The 14,810-nt window shown below is 65.2% G+C and carries 15 protein-coding genes; 5 read left to right on the forward strand and 10 right to left on the reverse strand.

What is annotated here, in order from left to right:
* Positions 1-2 precede the first annotated feature (2 nt).
* Entirely contained in the window at positions 3-1,289 is a 1,287-nt protein-coding gene (locus ACODS9_RS08415; RefSeq protein WP_038705611.1) for an MFS transporter, read from the reverse strand.
* A 129-nt stretch (positions 1,290-1,418) separates the two neighbouring features.
* Between ACODS9_RS08415 and ACODS9_RS08420 the strand changes: the two genes are divergently transcribed.
* Positions 1,419-2,330: a LysR family transcriptional regulator gene (locus ACODS9_RS08420; RefSeq protein WP_046856677.1), complete on the forward strand. Its 912-nt coding sequence runs from the start codon at positions 1,419-1,421 to the stop codon at positions 2,328-2,330.
* A 24-nt stretch (positions 2,331-2,354) separates the two neighbouring features.
* On the opposite strand, the gene ACODS9_RS08425 is transcribed toward ACODS9_RS08420, so the two are convergent.
* The 3 genes from ACODS9_RS08425 to ACODS9_RS08435 are packed head-to-tail and all read right to left on the reverse strand — an operon-like array spanning position 2,355 to position 4,185.
* On the reverse strand, positions 2,355-2,876 hold the full coding sequence (locus ACODS9_RS08425) for a DUF2937 family protein (RefSeq protein WP_102684379.1): 522 nt from the start codon (positions 2,874-2,876) through the stop codon (positions 2,355-2,357).
* Between the two features lie 9 nt (positions 2,877-2,885).
* The gene (locus ACODS9_RS08430; protein WP_038705609.1) at positions 2,886-3,659 is read right to left on the reverse strand and encodes a class II glutamine amidotransferase; all 774 of its coding nucleotides are present in this window, start codon (positions 3,657-3,659) and stop codon (positions 2,886-2,888) included.
* A 16-nt stretch (positions 3,660-3,675) separates the two neighbouring features.
* The gene (locus ACODS9_RS08435) at positions 3,676-4,185 is read right to left on the reverse strand and encodes an MFS transporter (RefSeq protein ID WP_401104149.1); all 510 of its coding nucleotides are present in this window, start codon (positions 4,183-4,185) and stop codon (positions 3,676-3,678) included.
* Positions 4,186-4,310: 125 nt separating this feature from the next.
* Here ACODS9_RS08435 and ACODS9_RS08440 point away from each other — a divergent pair, with 125 nt between their 5' ends.
* Complete coding sequence (locus ACODS9_RS08440; RefSeq protein ID WP_489093688.1) at positions 4,311-6,353, forward strand: S9 family peptidase; 2,043 nt, start codon at positions 4,311-4,313, stop codon at positions 6,351-6,353.
* Between the two features lie 85 nt (positions 6,354-6,438).
* Positions 6,439-6,912 (forward strand): cyclic nucleotide-binding domain-containing protein, encoded by a 474-nt coding sequence (locus ACODS9_RS08445; protein WP_489093689.1) that lies wholly within the window; start codon positions 6,439-6,441, stop codon positions 6,910-6,912.
* On the opposite strand, the gene ACODS9_RS08450 is transcribed toward ACODS9_RS08445, so the two are convergent.
* Positions 6,909-7,184 (reverse strand): hypothetical protein, encoded by a 276-nt coding sequence (locus ACODS9_RS08450; RefSeq protein WP_489093690.1) that lies wholly within the window; start codon positions 7,182-7,184, stop codon positions 6,909-6,911. The genes ACODS9_RS08445 and ACODS9_RS08450 overlap by 4 nt on opposite strands.
* A gap of 132 nt (positions 7,185-7,316) precedes the next feature.
* On the opposite strand from ACODS9_RS08450, the gene ACODS9_RS08455 reads away from it, so the two are divergent.
* Together ACODS9_RS08455 and ACODS9_RS08460 are read left to right on the forward strand one after the other, a co-directional pair.
* Positions 7,317-7,682, forward strand: a complete 366-nt coding sequence (locus tag ACODS9_RS08455) for a YajD family HNH nuclease (RefSeq protein WP_023632486.1) — start codon at positions 7,317-7,319, stop codon at positions 7,680-7,682.
* 74 nt (positions 7,683-7,756) lie between these two features.
* The gene (locus ACODS9_RS08460; RefSeq protein WP_401104160.1) at positions 7,757-8,227 is read left to right on the forward strand and encodes an RNA methyltransferase; all 471 of its coding nucleotides are present in this window, start codon (positions 7,757-7,759) and stop codon (positions 8,225-8,227) included.
* Positions 8,228-8,309: 82 nt separating this feature from the next.
* On the opposite strand, the gene ACODS9_RS08465 is transcribed toward ACODS9_RS08460, so the two are convergent.
* The 5 genes from ACODS9_RS08465 to ACODS9_RS08485 all read right to left on the reverse strand — a co-directional run bounded on the left by ACODS9_RS08465 (position 8,310) and on the right by ACODS9_RS08485 (position 14,422).
* Positions 8,310-9,800: an aldehyde dehydrogenase gene (locus tag ACODS9_RS08465; protein ID WP_489093691.1), complete on the reverse strand. Its 1,491-nt coding sequence runs from the start codon at positions 9,798-9,800 to the stop codon at positions 8,310-8,312.
* Between the two features lie 2 nt (positions 9,801-9,802).
* Positions 9,803-10,705: a dihydrodipicolinate synthase family protein gene (locus ACODS9_RS08470; RefSeq protein WP_489093692.1), complete on the reverse strand. Its 903-nt coding sequence runs from the start codon at positions 10,703-10,705 to the stop codon at positions 9,803-9,805.
* A 66-nt stretch (positions 10,706-10,771) separates the two neighbouring features.
* Positions 10,772-12,100 (reverse strand): MFS transporter, encoded by a 1,329-nt coding sequence (locus ACODS9_RS08475; protein WP_401104169.1) that lies wholly within the window; start codon positions 12,098-12,100, stop codon positions 10,772-10,774.
* 186 nt (positions 12,101-12,286) lie between these two features.
* The gene (locus ACODS9_RS08480; RefSeq protein ID WP_489093693.1) at positions 12,287-13,606 is read right to left on the reverse strand and encodes an NAD(P)/FAD-dependent oxidoreductase; all 1,320 of its coding nucleotides are present in this window, start codon (positions 13,604-13,606) and stop codon (positions 12,287-12,289) included.
* Between the two features lie 93 nt (positions 13,607-13,699).
* Complete coding sequence (locus tag ACODS9_RS08485) at positions 13,700-14,422, reverse strand: GntR family transcriptional regulator (RefSeq protein WP_367856834.1); 723 nt, start codon at positions 14,420-14,422, stop codon at positions 13,700-13,702.
* Between the last annotated feature and the right edge of the window lie 388 nt (positions 14,423-14,810).

Consider the following 14,810-nt stretch of genomic DNA (forward strand, 5'->3'; position numbering starts at 1 on the left):
CCTTAGCGCGCCTGGAGCGCTTTGCCGCGGGTTTCCGGCAGGCTCAGCGCGGCCAGGATCACCACACCGTAGGACACCGCGGCGAAGGCGCCAATCCCCAGGCCCAACGGCACTTTCTCGCCGAGCAGGCCGATCAGCAGCGGGAACATGGCCGCGATGACCTTGCCGATGTTGTAGCAGAAGCCCTGCCCCGAGCCACGGATGCGGGTGGGGAACAGCTCGGTGAGGAACGAACCCATGCCGCTGAAGATGCCCGAGGCGAAGAAGCCCAACGGGAAGCCCAGCCACAGCATCACATTGTCGCTGACCGGCAGCTGTGTGTAGAGCAGGACGATGACGAACGAGCCTACGGCGAACAGGATGAAGTTCTTCCGGCGCCCCAGCAGGTCGCAGAGGTAGGCACTGACCACATAGCCGATATAGGAGCCGACGATGACCATCGCCAGGTAGCCGCCGGTGCCCAGCACGCTCAGCCCGCGCTCGTTCTTGAGGAAGGTCGGCAGCCACGAGGTGATGGCGTAGTAGCCGCCCAGGGCACCAGTAGTCAGCAGTGAGGCGCGGATCGTGGTCCACAGCATGCCGGGGGCGAAGATCTCGTAGAAGTGCGAAGGCGCCGCGACCGTCTCGGCGGCCTTGGCCTCGCGGTAGACCTCCGGATCCTTGACCAGGCGCCGCACGAAGATCACGAAGATCGCCGGCAGCAACCCGAGCAGGAACAGCGCGCGCCAGGCCTGCTCGGCCGGCAGCCAGGAGAACAGCAGCGCGTAGAGGATGGCGGTCAGGCCCCAGCCGATGGCCCAGCCCGACTGCACCATGCCCACCGCCTTGCCGCGGTCCTGGGCACGGATCACCTCGCCGATCAGCACCGCGCCGGCGGTCCATTCGCCACCGAAACCGAAGCCCATCAGGGTACGGGCGATCAACAGCTGCTCATAGCTCTGGGCGAAACCGCAGAGGAAGGTGAAAAATGCGAACCACAGCACCGTCAGTTGCAGGGTACGCACCCGCCCGATACGGTCGGAGAGGATGCCGGCGATCCAGCCGCCCAGGGCCGAGGCGATCAGCGTGCTGGTATGGATCAGCCCAGCCTCGGCGGTGCTGATGCCCCACAGCATGATCAGCGTGGGGATGACGAAGCTCAGCATCTGGGTGTCCATGCCGTCCAGGCCGTAGCCGATCTTGCAACTCCAGAAGGTGCGTCGTTGCTGGGAATCGATGTCGCGGTACCAGGCGAAAGGGCCGCTCGAGGTTCGGGCGGGGGCCTGCTGCTGCACGCCGGTCGGGTTCATGGTTGCCTCGGCTTGTTGGTATTGTTCTATGGGCGACGTCGGGCGTCGCGGCCTGGGCACCATGTTCAGAGGCCGCGCCCGGCACGTCCAATGAGAAAATCCGCCGGTCTGGAACAAGAAAAACTGATCATGAACCTTCGTTTCCTCGAAACCTTCGTCTGGGTCGCCCGGCTCAAGAGCTTCCGCCTCACCGCCGAGAAGCTGTTCACCACCCAGGCCTCGGTGTCCAGCCGCATCGCCGCGCTGGAGGCCGACCTGGGCGTGAAATTGCTGCTGCGCGATTCGCGCGGGGTCAGCCTGACACCCGAGGGCGCCAAAGTGCTGGAATATGCCGAACGCATGCTCGACACCGCCAAGGCCATGAAGCAATCCCTGGACAGCGACCGGGCCAAGACCGGGCGCATTCGCCTGGGGGTCATGGACACGGTCATCCATACCTGGATGAGCGCACTGGTAGCGGAGCTGGGCGAGCGCTACCCGCAGGTGGAGATCGAGCTGGTGGCCGATACCGCGCTGAACCTGCGCGAGCAGTTGCAAAAGGGCTTTCTCGACGTGATCCTGCAGACCGACCTGCTGCGCGAACAATCGATCCGCAGCCAAGACCTGGCGCGCTACCCGATGGGCTGGATCGTCGCCGCTGGCTCCCCGCACCACCGCACCTACGCCTCGTTGGCGGAGCTGGCCCGCGAGCGCATCGTCACCTTCTCGAAAAATTCACGACCGCACCAGGAAGTGCTCAGCCTGTTGCAGGCAGCCGGGGCCGAGGCGCCACGCCTGAACTGCGTGAACTCGGTGGCGGCGATCACCCGCCTGCTGCGCGACGGTTTCGGCATCGGCGCGCTGCCACCGGCACTGGTGGATGGCGAACTGAGCCGGGGCGAGCTGGTGTTGCTGGACGGCTTACAGCCACCACCGAGCCTGGAGCTGGTGGTGGCCTGGCAGACCGGCGTGGCGTTGGTGGACGAGATCGTCGACGTGTGCCGGCAAGTGCTGGAGCGCTATGCGCGGGATGTGGGCGGGCAGCGGATCGTGCTGGTCTGAACGACGATCAGGGCAGCAACAGCATCACCGCCAGCTTTCCTTCACCACCTTGCGCCGCCCACCGAGGATCACCCAGCCAATCACCAGCAACAGGCTCTCGACCACGAACGCCAGCACGAACCCGCTGCCGATTCCCCAGCCGATCGCCTCGGGCACCAGCAGGATCTGGTAGCTGTAGCCCTTGAGCGTCTCTTCGCGCAGCGTCGGCTCCGGCTGCACCAGCACATGCCAGGTGCGGCTCACCCACGAGCCTTGCAGGGCCTGCCATTCATGCTCCAACGCCTGGTTGCGGATCAGCAGGCTCTCGATGCTGTTGGCATCGCTGTTGAACACCGGATCGTCGCTGCCGCGGTAATGTCGCACCAGCGCCTGCAGGTCGCCGTTGAAGAAACGCTGCGCGGTCTGGCGGAAGCCGTCCAGGGCCTGGCGCGACTCGAGCAGGTGCGCCTCGACGCGCTGGCTGTAGTCCTTGACCAGCCCCGGCACCTGGAGACCGGCCAGCAGGCCGAAGGTGAACAACAGCAAACGCAGGTAACTTCTGAACATGGAGCTTCCTTAGCTCTGGCCGTGGGCGACGCACTCACCATGGCGCCACAGACCCCATTGCCCCGGCTCGTAGCGGTTCCAGGTCTCGTTCTCGGTCAGGGCCTCGGTGGCGATCACCGTGACCACGTCGTTGGGGGTGGTTTGCGTGTGGAAGTCGACGATCAGGTCGACATCCTTCAGCCGCGCCGCACCGAACGGTGCGCGGCGGGTGATGTGCACCAGTTTGGTCGAGCAGAAGCAGAACAGCCAGTCGCCGTCGCTGAGCAAGCAGTTGAACACGCCCTTGCCGCGGTACTCGGCGCAGGCCTCGACCAGCACCGGCAGCAGCTGCTCGGCTTCCACCGGCTCGGGGAAGGCCTCGCGGATACGATTGAGCAGGTCGCAGAAGGCGGCCTCGCTGTCGGTGTCGCCAATTGGTCGGTAGAACGTGCGCTGGCCGGCGAAGTCACCCAGCTGGCCGTTGTGCGCGAAGCACCAGTTGCGGCCCCACAGCTCGCGCACGAACGGGTGGGTGTTGGACAGGCAGACCTTGCCGACGTTGGCCTGGCGGATATGACCGATGACCACTTCGCTCTTGATCGGGTAGCGCTGCACCAGGTTGGCCACTTCCGACTCGCTGCTCGCCGCCGGGTCCTGGAACAGGCGCAGGCCGCGCCCCTCGTAGAAACCGATGCCCCAGCCATCGCGGTGCGGGCCGGTGCGCCCGCCGCGCTGCATCAGGCCGGTGAAGCTGAAGACGATATCGGTGGGGACGTTGGCGCTCATGCCCAGCAGTTCGCACATGTTCGCGGCTCCTGGCTTACAGACGGGGTTCGACGCGGCCCTGCCCGGGGCCGGAGCGGCGCACGGGGGCCGGTGAAGGATCGTCGCGGTAGCGGTCGTGACGATTGGCGGCCAGGGACGCATCGGCCACGACCTCTTCCTCTTCCTTGGCCTGGCGCTGGGCGGCAGCCTCGCGCTGGGCACGGCGTTCGCGGGCACGCTTTTCCAGCGGCCAGCGGATCAGCACGAAGACGAAGTACAGGGCAAAGGCGATCATCCCGTACATGGCAAGGTCCGAGGCTGCGCGCCAGGCGTTGTTGCCGACCTTGAAGGCGAGGTCCAGCGCGGTGATGGCGATGGCCGGGGCGAAGCTTTCCTTGACCGGGTCGACGATGGTCGGGGCGAACAGCAGCACGGCGATGATCACCCGCAGCGGCTCGCGCAGCCAGCGCCACATCCAGCCGGTCAGCTTGAAGCCCACCAGCAGGCAGCCCAGGGCGGCAACGGCGTACAGGCCCCAGGCCAGCGTATAGTCGTGTTCGGTCATGGTGTTGGTGCAAGCCAGGCAAAGAGACGCCTATGATAAACACTTTTACCGGCGCAGGCTGCCCCCGCACCGCATGCGACCCGCAGTGGCCCCTCGCGAGGGGCCCATCATCGATGAGATCACCCATGCCCCTGACCCTTCCCGCCCCTATCGCCCATCAAGCCGACGGCAACGACCCCTACGCCTGGCTGCAGGACCGCGACACGCCCGAGGTGCTGGCCTACCTGGCCGAGGAAAACGCCTACCAGGAAGCCTGCCTGGCCGACCAGGCGCCGCTGCGTGAGCAACTGTTCGAAGAGATCAAGAGCCGCATCCTCGAGACCGACCTGTCGCTGCCCTCGCCCTGGGGTCCGTACCTCTACTACACCCGCACCACCGCCGGCGACGAGTACCCGCGCCACTACCGCTGCCCGCGCCCGGCCGACGACAGCAATACGGTCGATGAAAGCCGCGAGGAACTGCTGCTCGACCCCAATGCGCTGGCGAACGGCGGTTTCCTCTCCCTCGGCGCCTTCAGCATCAGCCCCGACCATCGCCTGCTGGCCTACAGCCTGGATACCAGCGGCGACGAGGTCTACACCCTGTACGTCAAGGACCTGGCCAGCGGCGCGCTGAGCGCGCTGCCCTTCGACGACTGCGACGGCAGCATGACCTGGGCCAACGACAGCCAGACGCTGTTCTTCGCCGAGCTGGACGACACCCACCGCCCCTGGCGCCTGCGCCGCCACACCCTGGGCGAGGCCGCGGCCACCAGCGTATTCGAAGAGCCCGACGGACGTTTCTTCCTGCACTGCTACCGCGCCAGCTCCGAACGCCAACTGGTGCTGCTGCTCAACAGCAAGACCACCAGCGAAGCCTGGGTACTCGATGCGGCCACGCCGCACGCCGACTTCACCTGCCTGGCGCCACGGGTCGAAGGCCATGAGTACTTCCCCGACCATGGCCAGCTCGACGGTCAATGGCGCTGGTTCATCCGCAGCAACCAGGACGGTATCAACTTCGCCCTGTTCCATGCTCCGGCAGACAGCGTGCCGGCCCGCGCGCAATGGCAGGTGCTGGTGCCGCACCGCGACGACATCATGCTCGAAGGCGTGAGCCTCAATGCCTCGGCGCTGTCCCTGAGCCTGCGCGAAGGCGGCCTGCCAATCATCGAAGTGCGCCCGCAAGGCCTGCCGGCCTACCGCGTCGAACTGCCGGACGCCGCCTACAGCCTCTACGTGCAGGACAGCCTGGAATTCGCCAGCTCGCGCATCCGCCTGCGCTACGAAGCACTCAACCGCCCGGCCCAGGTGCGTCAGCTGGAGCTGGCCACAGGCGCCCAGCAGGTACTCAAGCAGACCCCGGTGCTCGGCGCCTTCGACGCCGACGACTACATCAGCCAGCGCCTGTGGGCGGTGGCCAAGGACGGCACCCGGGTACCGATCAGCCTGGTGCGCCGTCGCGCCGACGAAGGCAAGACGGTGCCGCTCTACCTCTACGGCTATGGTGCCTACGGCGAGAGCCTCGACCCGTGGTTCTCCCATGCCCGCCTGAGCCTGCTGGAGCGTGGCGTGGCCTTCGCCATCGCCCATGTGCGCGGTGGTGGCGAGCTGGGTGAAGCCTGGTACCGGGCCGGCAAGCAGGAACACAAGCACAACAGCTTCGACGACTTCATCGCCTGCGCCGAACACCTGATCGCCGAAGGCGTGACCAGCCGCGAACGCCTGGCCATCAGTGGCGGCAGTGCCGGCGGCCTGCTGATGGGCGCGGTGCTCAACCTGCGCCCCGAGCTGTTCCGCTGCGCCATCGCCGAAGTGCCGTTCGTCGATGTGCTCAACACCATGCTCGACCCCGAGCTGCCGCTGACCGTCACCGAGTACGACGAATGGGGCAACCCGGAAGACCCCGAGGTATATGCGCGGATCAAGGCCTACGCGCCGTACGAGAACGTCAGGGCCCAGGACTACCCGGCCATGCTGGTGATCGCCGGCTACAACGACAGCCGAGTGCAGTATTGGGAGGCGGCCAAGTGGGTGGCACGCCTGCGCACGCGCAAGACCGACGCCAACCTGCTGCTGCTCAAGACCGAGATGGGCGCCGGCCACGGCGGCATGAGCGGCCGCTACCAGGGGCTGCGCGACGTGGCGTTGGAGTATGCGTTCGTCTTCAATGAGCTGGGCGTGGCGTAAAACGCGAATTTCGTTGTCTCACAAGCGCCACGGCCACTGATTGTGCGCACGCGGCGCTTTCCAGACATGCGAAGAAGAACAACACATGCCCGACACCCAGCACCTGAACGCCGAAATCCGCGACATGCTCATGGACTGCGGTCTGTTCGATACCCTGCAGCCCAGCGATTTTGTCACCGCCGCAGGCTATTTCAGCCTCACCGCCGTGAGCGAAGGCCAGACCCTGTTCAGTGAAGGCGACGCCGGTACCTTCATGTGCATCCTCCACCGTGGCGTGGTCTCGGTGCGCAAGACCGACGGCAACGGCACCCAGGTGGAAATCGCCACCTTGCGCAAGGGCCGAGCCTTCGGCGAGATGGCCGTGCTCGACGGCGAGCGCCGCTCGGCCACCTGCGTGGCCGCCAGCGACTGCCAGTTGCTGACCCTGGGCAAGGATTCGCTGGAGAAGATGCTCGCCGACGCGCCGCGCATTGCCGCCCGCATCATTCGCGCCCTGGCCGTGGCGCTTTCACGGCGCCTGCGGATGCAGGATGGCCAGCGCCTGGCACAGCAGGTCTAATCGCGCTTGGGCGGCGGTTTTGGCGGATCCTGGTTCAACCCCGGCAACGGTTGGTCCTTCGGCGGCCCCGGCACCGGCATGGGCGGCAGCAGCGGCGCGCCGGGCCGGTTGGCGCCGGCCTTGGGCGGCGTGCTCGGGGTGATCTGCGGGTAGGGTGTCGGCGTCGGCGTCCCCGGTGCCCCCGAGACGGTCGTGAGCGGCCGCTGCTGACCCGCAGCGTCGGCCAACGGCACTGTGCCAAGCAACAATGCAGCGAGGATCGCATGCAACATCTGCAGCCTCCTGTCAGAAACCTTCCTACAGGCTATGCCCAATGGCGCATTTTTGCCTGTCCGCCCGCCCGACTGGCGCGCTAGACTCAAGGACATAACCGTCATTGCCCTGATTAGAAAAAAGGTAACACCATGAGTTCCACCTCCGACGCCACCGCCCGCCTCGACCGTATCCTCGCCGACGCCAAGCGCGACAAGGAAATGGGCTATCGCGACAAGGCGCTGAAAATGTACCCCCACGTCTGCGGCCGCTGCACCCGCGAGTTCTCCGGCAAACGCCTGTCGGAACTGACCGTGCATCACCGTGACCACAACCACGACAACAACCCCCAGGACGGCTCCAACTGGGAACTGCTGTGCCTGTACTGCCACGACAACGAGCACGCCCGCTACACCGACCAGCAGTATTTCAGCGAAGGTTCGCTGAGCACGCCGAAAGTCGCCGTGGCCACCCACAACCCGTTCGCCGGCCTGGCCGCGCTGATGAAGAAGGACTGACCGTCGATTCCCGCCCCCGCCGTGTCGGCAAGCCCGTATAATCGCGCTCTTTTTTTTGCGAAGGGCCCCGACACGTGGCGAACAAACGGTACAGCTGCATCGGCCTGTTCAACCCCAAATCCGCCGAGAACGTCGGTTCGGTGATGCGCGCGGCCGGCTGCTATGGGGTCAATTCGGTGTTCTACACCGGCAAGCGCTATGAGCGCGCCCGGGATTTCGTCACCGATACCAAGCGCGTGCACTACGACATCCCGCTGATCGGCATCGACGACCTGCAGCGCATCATCCCCCTGGGTTGCACGCCGGTGGCGGTAGAACTGGTGGACGGTGCGCGCCCCCTGCCCGATTACACCCACCCGGACCGGGCGATCTACATCTTCGGACCTGAGGATGGCTCGCTGAGCGAAGACGTGCGCGGTTGGTGCGAAGAGACCATCTATATCCCGACCCAGGGCTGCATGAACCTGGCGGCGACGGTGAATGTGGTGCTGTATGACCGCATGGCCAAGGGGTTGAATACGCGGTCGGGGCCCAAGTTCAAGTAGGCAGATCTGGCCTCTCGCAGGGCAAGCCCGCCCTTCCAGGATTGCGTGGTCCCTGGAGGAGCGGGCTTGATCCTGCTAACGCTTACGTAGCGTTGATCCAGATGGTCTTCAGCTCCGTGTACTGGTCATGCGCCCACTGCGATTTGTCGCGGCCACCAAACCCGGACTCCTTGTAGCCGCCGAATGGCGTCGAAGCATCGCCCTCGCCGAAGCAGTTCACCGTCACCACCCCGGCGCGGATCTCCCGCGACAGGCGCAAGGCATTGCGCAGGCTGCCGGTGTAGGCCGACGCGGCCAGGCCGTAGACCGTATCGTTGGCCAGCTCGATGGCTTCGTCGATGGTCGTGAAACTGGTCACGCTGAGCACCGGTCCGAAGATTTCCTCGACGAACAGGCGGCTGTCCCGCGCCACGCCGTCGACGATGGTCGGTTGCACGTACACACCTTCCTGCGTCTCGCCCCCCTGCACCACCTTGAGCGAATGCTCGGCGGCGTACTCCAGGTATGAACGCACCTTCTCGAAGTGGGCTTTGCTGACCATCGCGCCCAGGCGGTTTTCCGGGTCGAGCGGATCACCCAGCTGCCAGTCCTTCAGGTGCTTGGCCATGAGGCCGAGCAACTCGTCCTTCACCGCCTCGTGCACGATCAGCCGCGACGACGCCGAGCAGTTCTCGCCCATGTTCCAGAACGCCCCGGCAGTGACGAACTGCGCGACCTCGTCCAGGTCCTCGCAGTCGTTCATCACCACCGCCGGGTTCTTGCCACCCAACTCCAGCACGATGCGCTTGAGGTTGGACTCGGCGGCATACTTGAGGAACAACCGGCCAGTGTCGGTGGAACCGGTGAAGCTGACCATCGGGATATCCATGTGGCGGCCGATGGCCTCGCCCACCTCACGGCCACCGCCCGGCACCAGGTTGAACACGCCAGCCGGAATCCCGGCCTGGTGCGCCAGCTCGGCCACGCGCAGCGCGCTGAGGGTGGTTTCCTTGGCCGGCTTGACCACGATTGAACACCCGGCGGCCAGCGACGGGGCGATCTTCCAGGCCAGCATCAGCAGCGGGAAGTTCCACGGCAGCACCAGGCCGACCACGCCGATGGCCTCGCGGACCACCAGGGCCACAGCGGCGTTGCCGGTGGGCGCGGTGTTGTCGTAGAGCTTGTCGATCAGTTCGGCGTGCCAGCGGATCGTGTGGATGGTTTCCGGCACATCGACGTTCTGGCACTCGCTTACCGGCTTGCCGCTGTCCAGGCTTTCCAGTACCGCCAGTTCGTGGGCATTTTCCTCCAGCAACTGGGCAAACTTCAGCAGCACCTGCTTGCGCTCCCCCGGTTGGCGCTTCGACCAGGTACCGGCCTCGAACACACGCTTGGCAGCCGCCACCGCGAGGTCCACATCCTGCACGTCGCAGGCAGCCACTTCGGCCAGCAACTGGCCGGTGGCCGGGTTGCTGGTGACGAAGGTATTACCCGCGACGGCATCGCGGAACTCGCCGTCGATGAACGCCTTGGTACGCGGTTGCAGTTTCGCGGCGATGGCCACGTATTCGGCCTTGCTGAGTAATTCAGCCATGTTCAGGCACCTCCTGTGATCTGCGCGACATTGCGCTTGAGTTCGCCGACCACCCGCTCGAGTGCCTGCTTTTCGGCCGCGTCGAGGTCCTGCAAAGGCTTGCGTACGCCACCGCTGCGCAAACCGTCGAGGGCACAGCCATACTTGATCGACTGGACGAACTTGCCCCCTTCGAGGAAGTCCATCAGCGGCATCATCGCCGCCATGATGCGGCGCGCCTTGTCGAAGTCTTTCTCCAGCACGCACGCCTCATAGAGCGCCACATGCTCGCGAGGGATGAAGTTGGAGCCGGCGCAGACCCAGCTTTTCGCGCCCCAGGCAAAGAACTCCAGGGCCTGGTCGTCCCAGCCGCAGGACAGCTGGATGTGCGGGCGCCGAATGGCCAGGCGGTGCAACTGGGCCATGTCGCCGGAGCTTTCCTTGATGGCGACGATGTTCTGCACATCGGCCACCGCATCGAAGAACTCATCGCCCATGCTCACGCCCATGCGGCCGGGATAGTTGTAGAGCATGATCGGCAGGCCGGCGGCGGCGTCCACCGCTTTTACATGCAGGGCGATTTCCTGCTGGGTCGGCAGCGCATAGGGCGGTGTGCCGACCAGCAGCGCATCGGCCTTGATCTCCTTGGCGTGCCTGGCGAAGGCCACGGCGTCCTCGGTGCGGATGCCGCCGGTGCCAACGATCAGCGGCAGGCGACCGTTGAGCACATCCTTGGCCTGGGCCGCCAGCTCGACGCGCTCCTGGGTGGTATGGGCGTAGTATTCGCCGGTGGAGCCGCCGATGATCACACCGTGGATCTTGGCCTCGACCAGGTATTCGAGAACCTCGGCGAAGGCCGCCTTGTCGATCGAGCCGTCAGTGGCCAGGGGGGTGATTGCCGGGGTGTAGATGCCTTCGAATTTCACGATCAGGTACTCCATTGGACACAAGGTTTCAGGCCGCGTCGGGCAAGCCCGGCGCGGTGCAAGGGATCAATTGAGGGCGGCTGCCTGTTGCAGGTTGAGCGCTCGGGTCTCCGGGGCCAGCGCCCAGGCCACCAGCAAGCCGAGCAGGGTGACCGCGGCTGCCGCGTACATGGTGAAGGCGATGCCATAGCCATCGAGCACCAGCGGCACCAGCCAGGTGCCGATCGCAGCGCCAACCCGCGACAGCGAGGTGCCGACGCCCACGGCGTTGGCGCGGATCTCGGTGGGGAACAGTTCGTTGGGATAGACCAGCTGCAGCACCTGGGCGCCGCCGATGAACAGCGCGTAGGCGCCGAACAGACCGAGGATCAGCAGTTCGGAACCTGCGTGGAACACCCCCAGCCCCAGCAGCGCCAGCCCCGACCAGAAGAAGCTGTGGATCAGCATGCTGCGCCGGCCCATGCTGTTGATCAGCCGCGTGGCGACGATGCAACCGACCACGAACAGCAAGGTGATCGCCACCGAGCCGAACGAGGCCCAGTCGCCCTTGAGGTTGAGCGCGCCAAGCACCTTCGGCGCGAAGGCGTACACGGCGAATACCGGGATCACCGAGCAGGACCAGAACACCGCGACGAACATCATGCGTTTGCCATAGCCCGAATGCAGCAGGCTGAGGAACGACAGTTTCTTCTGCTCCGGTTCCTCGGGCAGGTTGCGCAGGGAGAAGGTGTCGCCGTAGACGCTCTTGATCACCGCCTCGGCTTCACTTGCGCGGCCCTTGCTCAGCAGCCAGCGCGGCGACTCCGGCGTCCCCAGGCGGATCAGGACCAGCAGCGCGCCGATCAGCGCCGGACTGGCCAGCACCAGGCGCCAGGCATCGTCGCCGCCCTGACGCAGGAGGAAGTCGCCGAGGATGTAGGCGAAGGCCGCACCGGCGAACCAGAGAATGGTCAGGGTGGCCAGGCGCGGGCCGCGGTTCTTCCTGGGCAGGAACTCCACCAGCAGCGAAGTGGCCACGGGGTATTCGATGCCCACGGCGATACCGAGCGTGAAACGCAGCAGGAACAGCACCAGCCCCGACTCCACCCAGAACTGGCTGAGCGAGGCGAGAATGAACAAGGTGGGGCCGACGAAGAACACCCGTTTGCGCCCGAAGCGGTCGGTCAGCCAGCCACCGAGAAAGCCGCCGAAGAAAATCCCGATCAACGCCGAAGCGGCGATCATGCCCTGCCAGAAACTGCTCAACGAAAGGCCCGCGGACATCTGCACCAGGGCCACGCCAATGATGCTCAGCACATAGCCATCGACGAACGAGCCACCGCCGGAACGCACGGTGAGCAATTGATGAAAGCGATTAAGCGGTACGTCTTCGATTGATACATTGGTATTTGTCATTATTGTCTCCTGCCATCATCAAACGCAGGCCGTTTTCAGGGCGAGCGAACCCGCGAAACCGAAATTCAATTTCAGCTCCGAACGGTCGAAGTTGCACTTCGAACCCAAACAGCACGCAATAGAAACCGCAGGCCGGGCAATCAACGCCCAGCGAATATCAAGTTGTTAATAACGCTTTAAATCACATCAACTTTCTTGCCCGGCGCGGTATTGCCCCCACTTGAGATTAAGGTTAAGGCCCAGCGACACCAGCGCGGCCGGTGGATTGGCGCAGGGGCCCGGTGCATTCAGCACGAAATCGATCAGTTCATTGCGTTCGCCCGCCAGCCAGTCGGCCAGCAACTTGCCGGTGGCCGTGCCGCGGGTCACGCCCAGGCCGTTGCAGCACAGGGCGCCATAGACATTGGGCGACAGTTCGCCGAAGAAGCCCGTGTGGTTGCGCGACATCGCCAGCGCGCCACCCCAGGTATGCTCGAACGGCAGGCCGGAGACCATCGGGAAGCGCCGCTCGAAGGCATCGCGATGGCGCACGGCGAAGCACTCCAGGTACTTGCGGTTGGCCCGGCCATCGGGGTTGAAGCTGAAGCTGTTGCGGATCAGCAGGCGATTGTCCGGCGTGCGCCGCACGGTGGTGCCGAACGGATCGGCCGGGATCACCCCCCAGTATGGCTTACCGCCCAGGCGCAGCTGTTCCTCGGGCGTCATCGGGCGGGTCAGGCTGGCATAGGTGAACACCGGCAGCATGCGGCCCTTGAGGAAACCGAAGCTCATGCCGAAGGCATTGGTGGTGAGGATCAGCTTGTCGGTGGTGATCGAGCCGTTGGCGTGCCGCAGCACGGTCTTGGCGCCGTACTCGACCTCGGTGATCGGCGTGTGCTCGTACAGGGTGACATTGGCTGGCAGGCTGTCGGCAAGCCCCTTGACCAGCGCCGAGGGCTGCACCAGCGAAGTGCCCGGGGTGAACAGGGCCTTGCGGTAGAACGTGGTGCCGATGTGTTCGGGCAGCTCGTCTGCCTCGATCATCTCGTAGGGCTGGCCGAGCTTGTCCAGGCCCCGGCGGTAGGCATCGAGCACGGCGATGCCGCGTGGCTCGACGGCGGCCTGGTACTTGCCGCAGTGCTTCATCTGGCAGTCGATCTGGAAGCGCTCCACCAGCTCCTTGAGGAACGCCTGGCCACTGAGGTTGAGCTTGAGCGTCTTGCTCGCCACGCCGATGTCGCCGATGTAGTCGTCGGCACCGATGTCATGGGGCAGGTCGATGGCGAACCCGGCGTTGCGCCCGGACGAGCCGAAGCCGACCTCCTGGGCTTCCAGCAGCACGATCTGCTGCTCGGGAAAGTTCAGCGCCAGCTGCCGCGCGGCGGCAAGGCCGGTGAACCCGGCACCGACGATGACCCAGCGCGCCGTGGTATGGCCGGCGTGCGGCACCCGGGTGCGGCGCCCCTTGCTCAGGTGGTACCAGCCGCAGGTACTGTCATCGGCGGGCAACGAGGTGATCTTTGTCATTTCAGGAACCAGATATTGTTGTTAGGTCTGTTCCTCATCACGCCCGCCCGTTCCGGCCTCCTGCCGGAAGATTGGGGGGCGGTGAGCATCACGTCACAAGGCCAGTGCCACTTCCATTCCCTGGGGCGCCGCGTATTCGGCCATGCGCCGACGGGACAGCTCGAAGTGCTCGCGCACCAGTTGCCCCGCGGTTTGCGGATCGCGGCGTTCGATCGCCTCGATCATCTGATCGTGTTGCATGCAGGCCAGCTCGAGGTCGCGCTGCATGTCGTCGGTGGTCGGGTGACGGTAGAAGATCTTGCCCAGGCGGGTGTGGTCGATCAGCAGGCGGCGCAGGCTGGGCAGCAGGTAGTCGTTGTGGGCGATCTTGCCGATCTCCAGGTGGAAGGCATCGTTGTAGAGCACGCGGTTTTCCACGTCCTTGCTCTCGATGGCCTGGCGGAACAGTGCCTGGATGGCCTTGAGCCCTTCGATCTCCGCCGCCGTGGCATGGGTGGCTGCCAGTTGCGTGGTGGCGATGTAGATCAGCGGCGCGGCCAGGAAGAAGCTGTGCAGCGAATCGTGGTTCATCGCCGCCACCCGCGGGGCCCGGTTGGCCTCAAGCTCCACATAACCCTCGGCAGCCATCTGCCGCAACAGCTCGCGAACCGGAGGCCGCGACAGGCCGAATTCGTCGCACAGCGCCAGTTCGTCGACCACCGCTCCCGGCGCCAGCTCCATGCTGAGGATGCGCCGGCGCAGGGCCTCGGCAAGCACGCCCTTGCGATCGATGGGCACCTCGTCGGTGGACGGTTGGACATCAGCGTTGGCTTTCATGGCGGCCTTTTTGGTTGTCATATGCTTGTGTCTACAGTTTGTATAATGAATATAGGGCGCCGTTAGACAATGTGTCTACAGCTTTTTTGATGAACGGTTCACATGAGGTGGGGCTTAGGGATTACGGGGGTATTTGATCACATCCGGCTCCTGTGCAAGCCAGGCGTCTACGTGGCGAAGTACACGCCACCGTGGGCCGTTGCCGTTGCCGTTGCCGTTGCCGTTGCCGTTGCCGTTGCCGATCAGGAGTCTACCCCCGAAGCCCGCTAGCGACAGCTGCGCCAGTGCAGGCGCCGCCCGTAACTTCGCGACTTCAGGAGGCCGAACGCAGGCCTTGCGGAGGGAGGTGACGGGCATGGATGCCCGTCAAGCGCTGCGCCCCAGGATG

The organism is Pseudomonas sp. FG36, assembly GCF_057809275.1.

Bases quoted from the DNA above. Each gene is read 5' to 3' on its own strand.
- ACODS9_RS08415 (WP_038705611.1), bottom strand. From the start codon at position 1,289: ATGAACCCGACCGGCGTGCAGCAGCAGGCCCCCGCCCGAACCTCGAGC.
- ACODS9_RS08420 (WP_046856677.1), top strand. From the start codon at position 1,419: ATGAACCTTCGTTTCCTCGAAACCTTCGTCTGGGTCGCCCGGCTCAAG.
- ACODS9_RS08425 (WP_102684379.1), bottom strand. From the start codon at position 2,876: ATGTTCAGAAGTTACCTGCGTTTGCTGTTGTTCACCTTCGGCCTGCTG.
- ACODS9_RS08430 (WP_038705609.1), bottom strand. From the start codon at position 3,659: ATGTGCGAACTGCTGGGCATGAGCGCCAACGTCCCCACCGATATCGTC.
- ACODS9_RS08435 (WP_401104149.1), bottom strand. From the start codon at position 4,185: ATGACCGAACACGACTATACGCTGGCCTGGGGCCTGTACGCCGTTGCC.
- ACODS9_RS08440 (WP_489093688.1), top strand. From the start codon at position 4,311: ATGCCCCTGACCCTTCCCGCCCCTATCGCCCATCAAGCCGACGGCAAC.
- ACODS9_RS08445 (WP_489093689.1), top strand. From the start codon at position 6,439: ATGCCCGACACCCAGCACCTGAACGCCGAAATCCGCGACATGCTCATG.
- ACODS9_RS08450 (WP_489093690.1), bottom strand. From the start codon at position 7,184: ATGTTGCATGCGATCCTCGCTGCATTGTTGCTTGGCACAGTGCCGTTG.
- ACODS9_RS08455 (WP_023632486.1), top strand. From the start codon at position 7,317: ATGAGTTCCACCTCCGACGCCACCGCCCGCCTCGACCGTATCCTCGCC.
- ACODS9_RS08465 (WP_489093691.1), bottom strand. From the start codon at position 9,800: ATGGCTGAATTACTCAGCAAGGCCGAATACGTGGCCATCGCCGCGAAA.
- ACODS9_RS08475 (WP_401104169.1), bottom strand. From the start codon at position 12,100: ATGACAAATACCAATGTATCAATCGAAGACGTACCGCTTAATCGCTTT.
- ACODS9_RS08480 (WP_489093693.1), bottom strand. From the start codon at position 13,606: ATGACAAAGATCACCTCGTTGCCCGCCGATGACAGTACCTGCGGCTGG.
- ACODS9_RS08485 (WP_367856834.1), bottom strand. From the start codon at position 14,422: ATGAAAGCCAACGCTGATGTCCAACCGTCCACCGACGAGGTGCCCATC.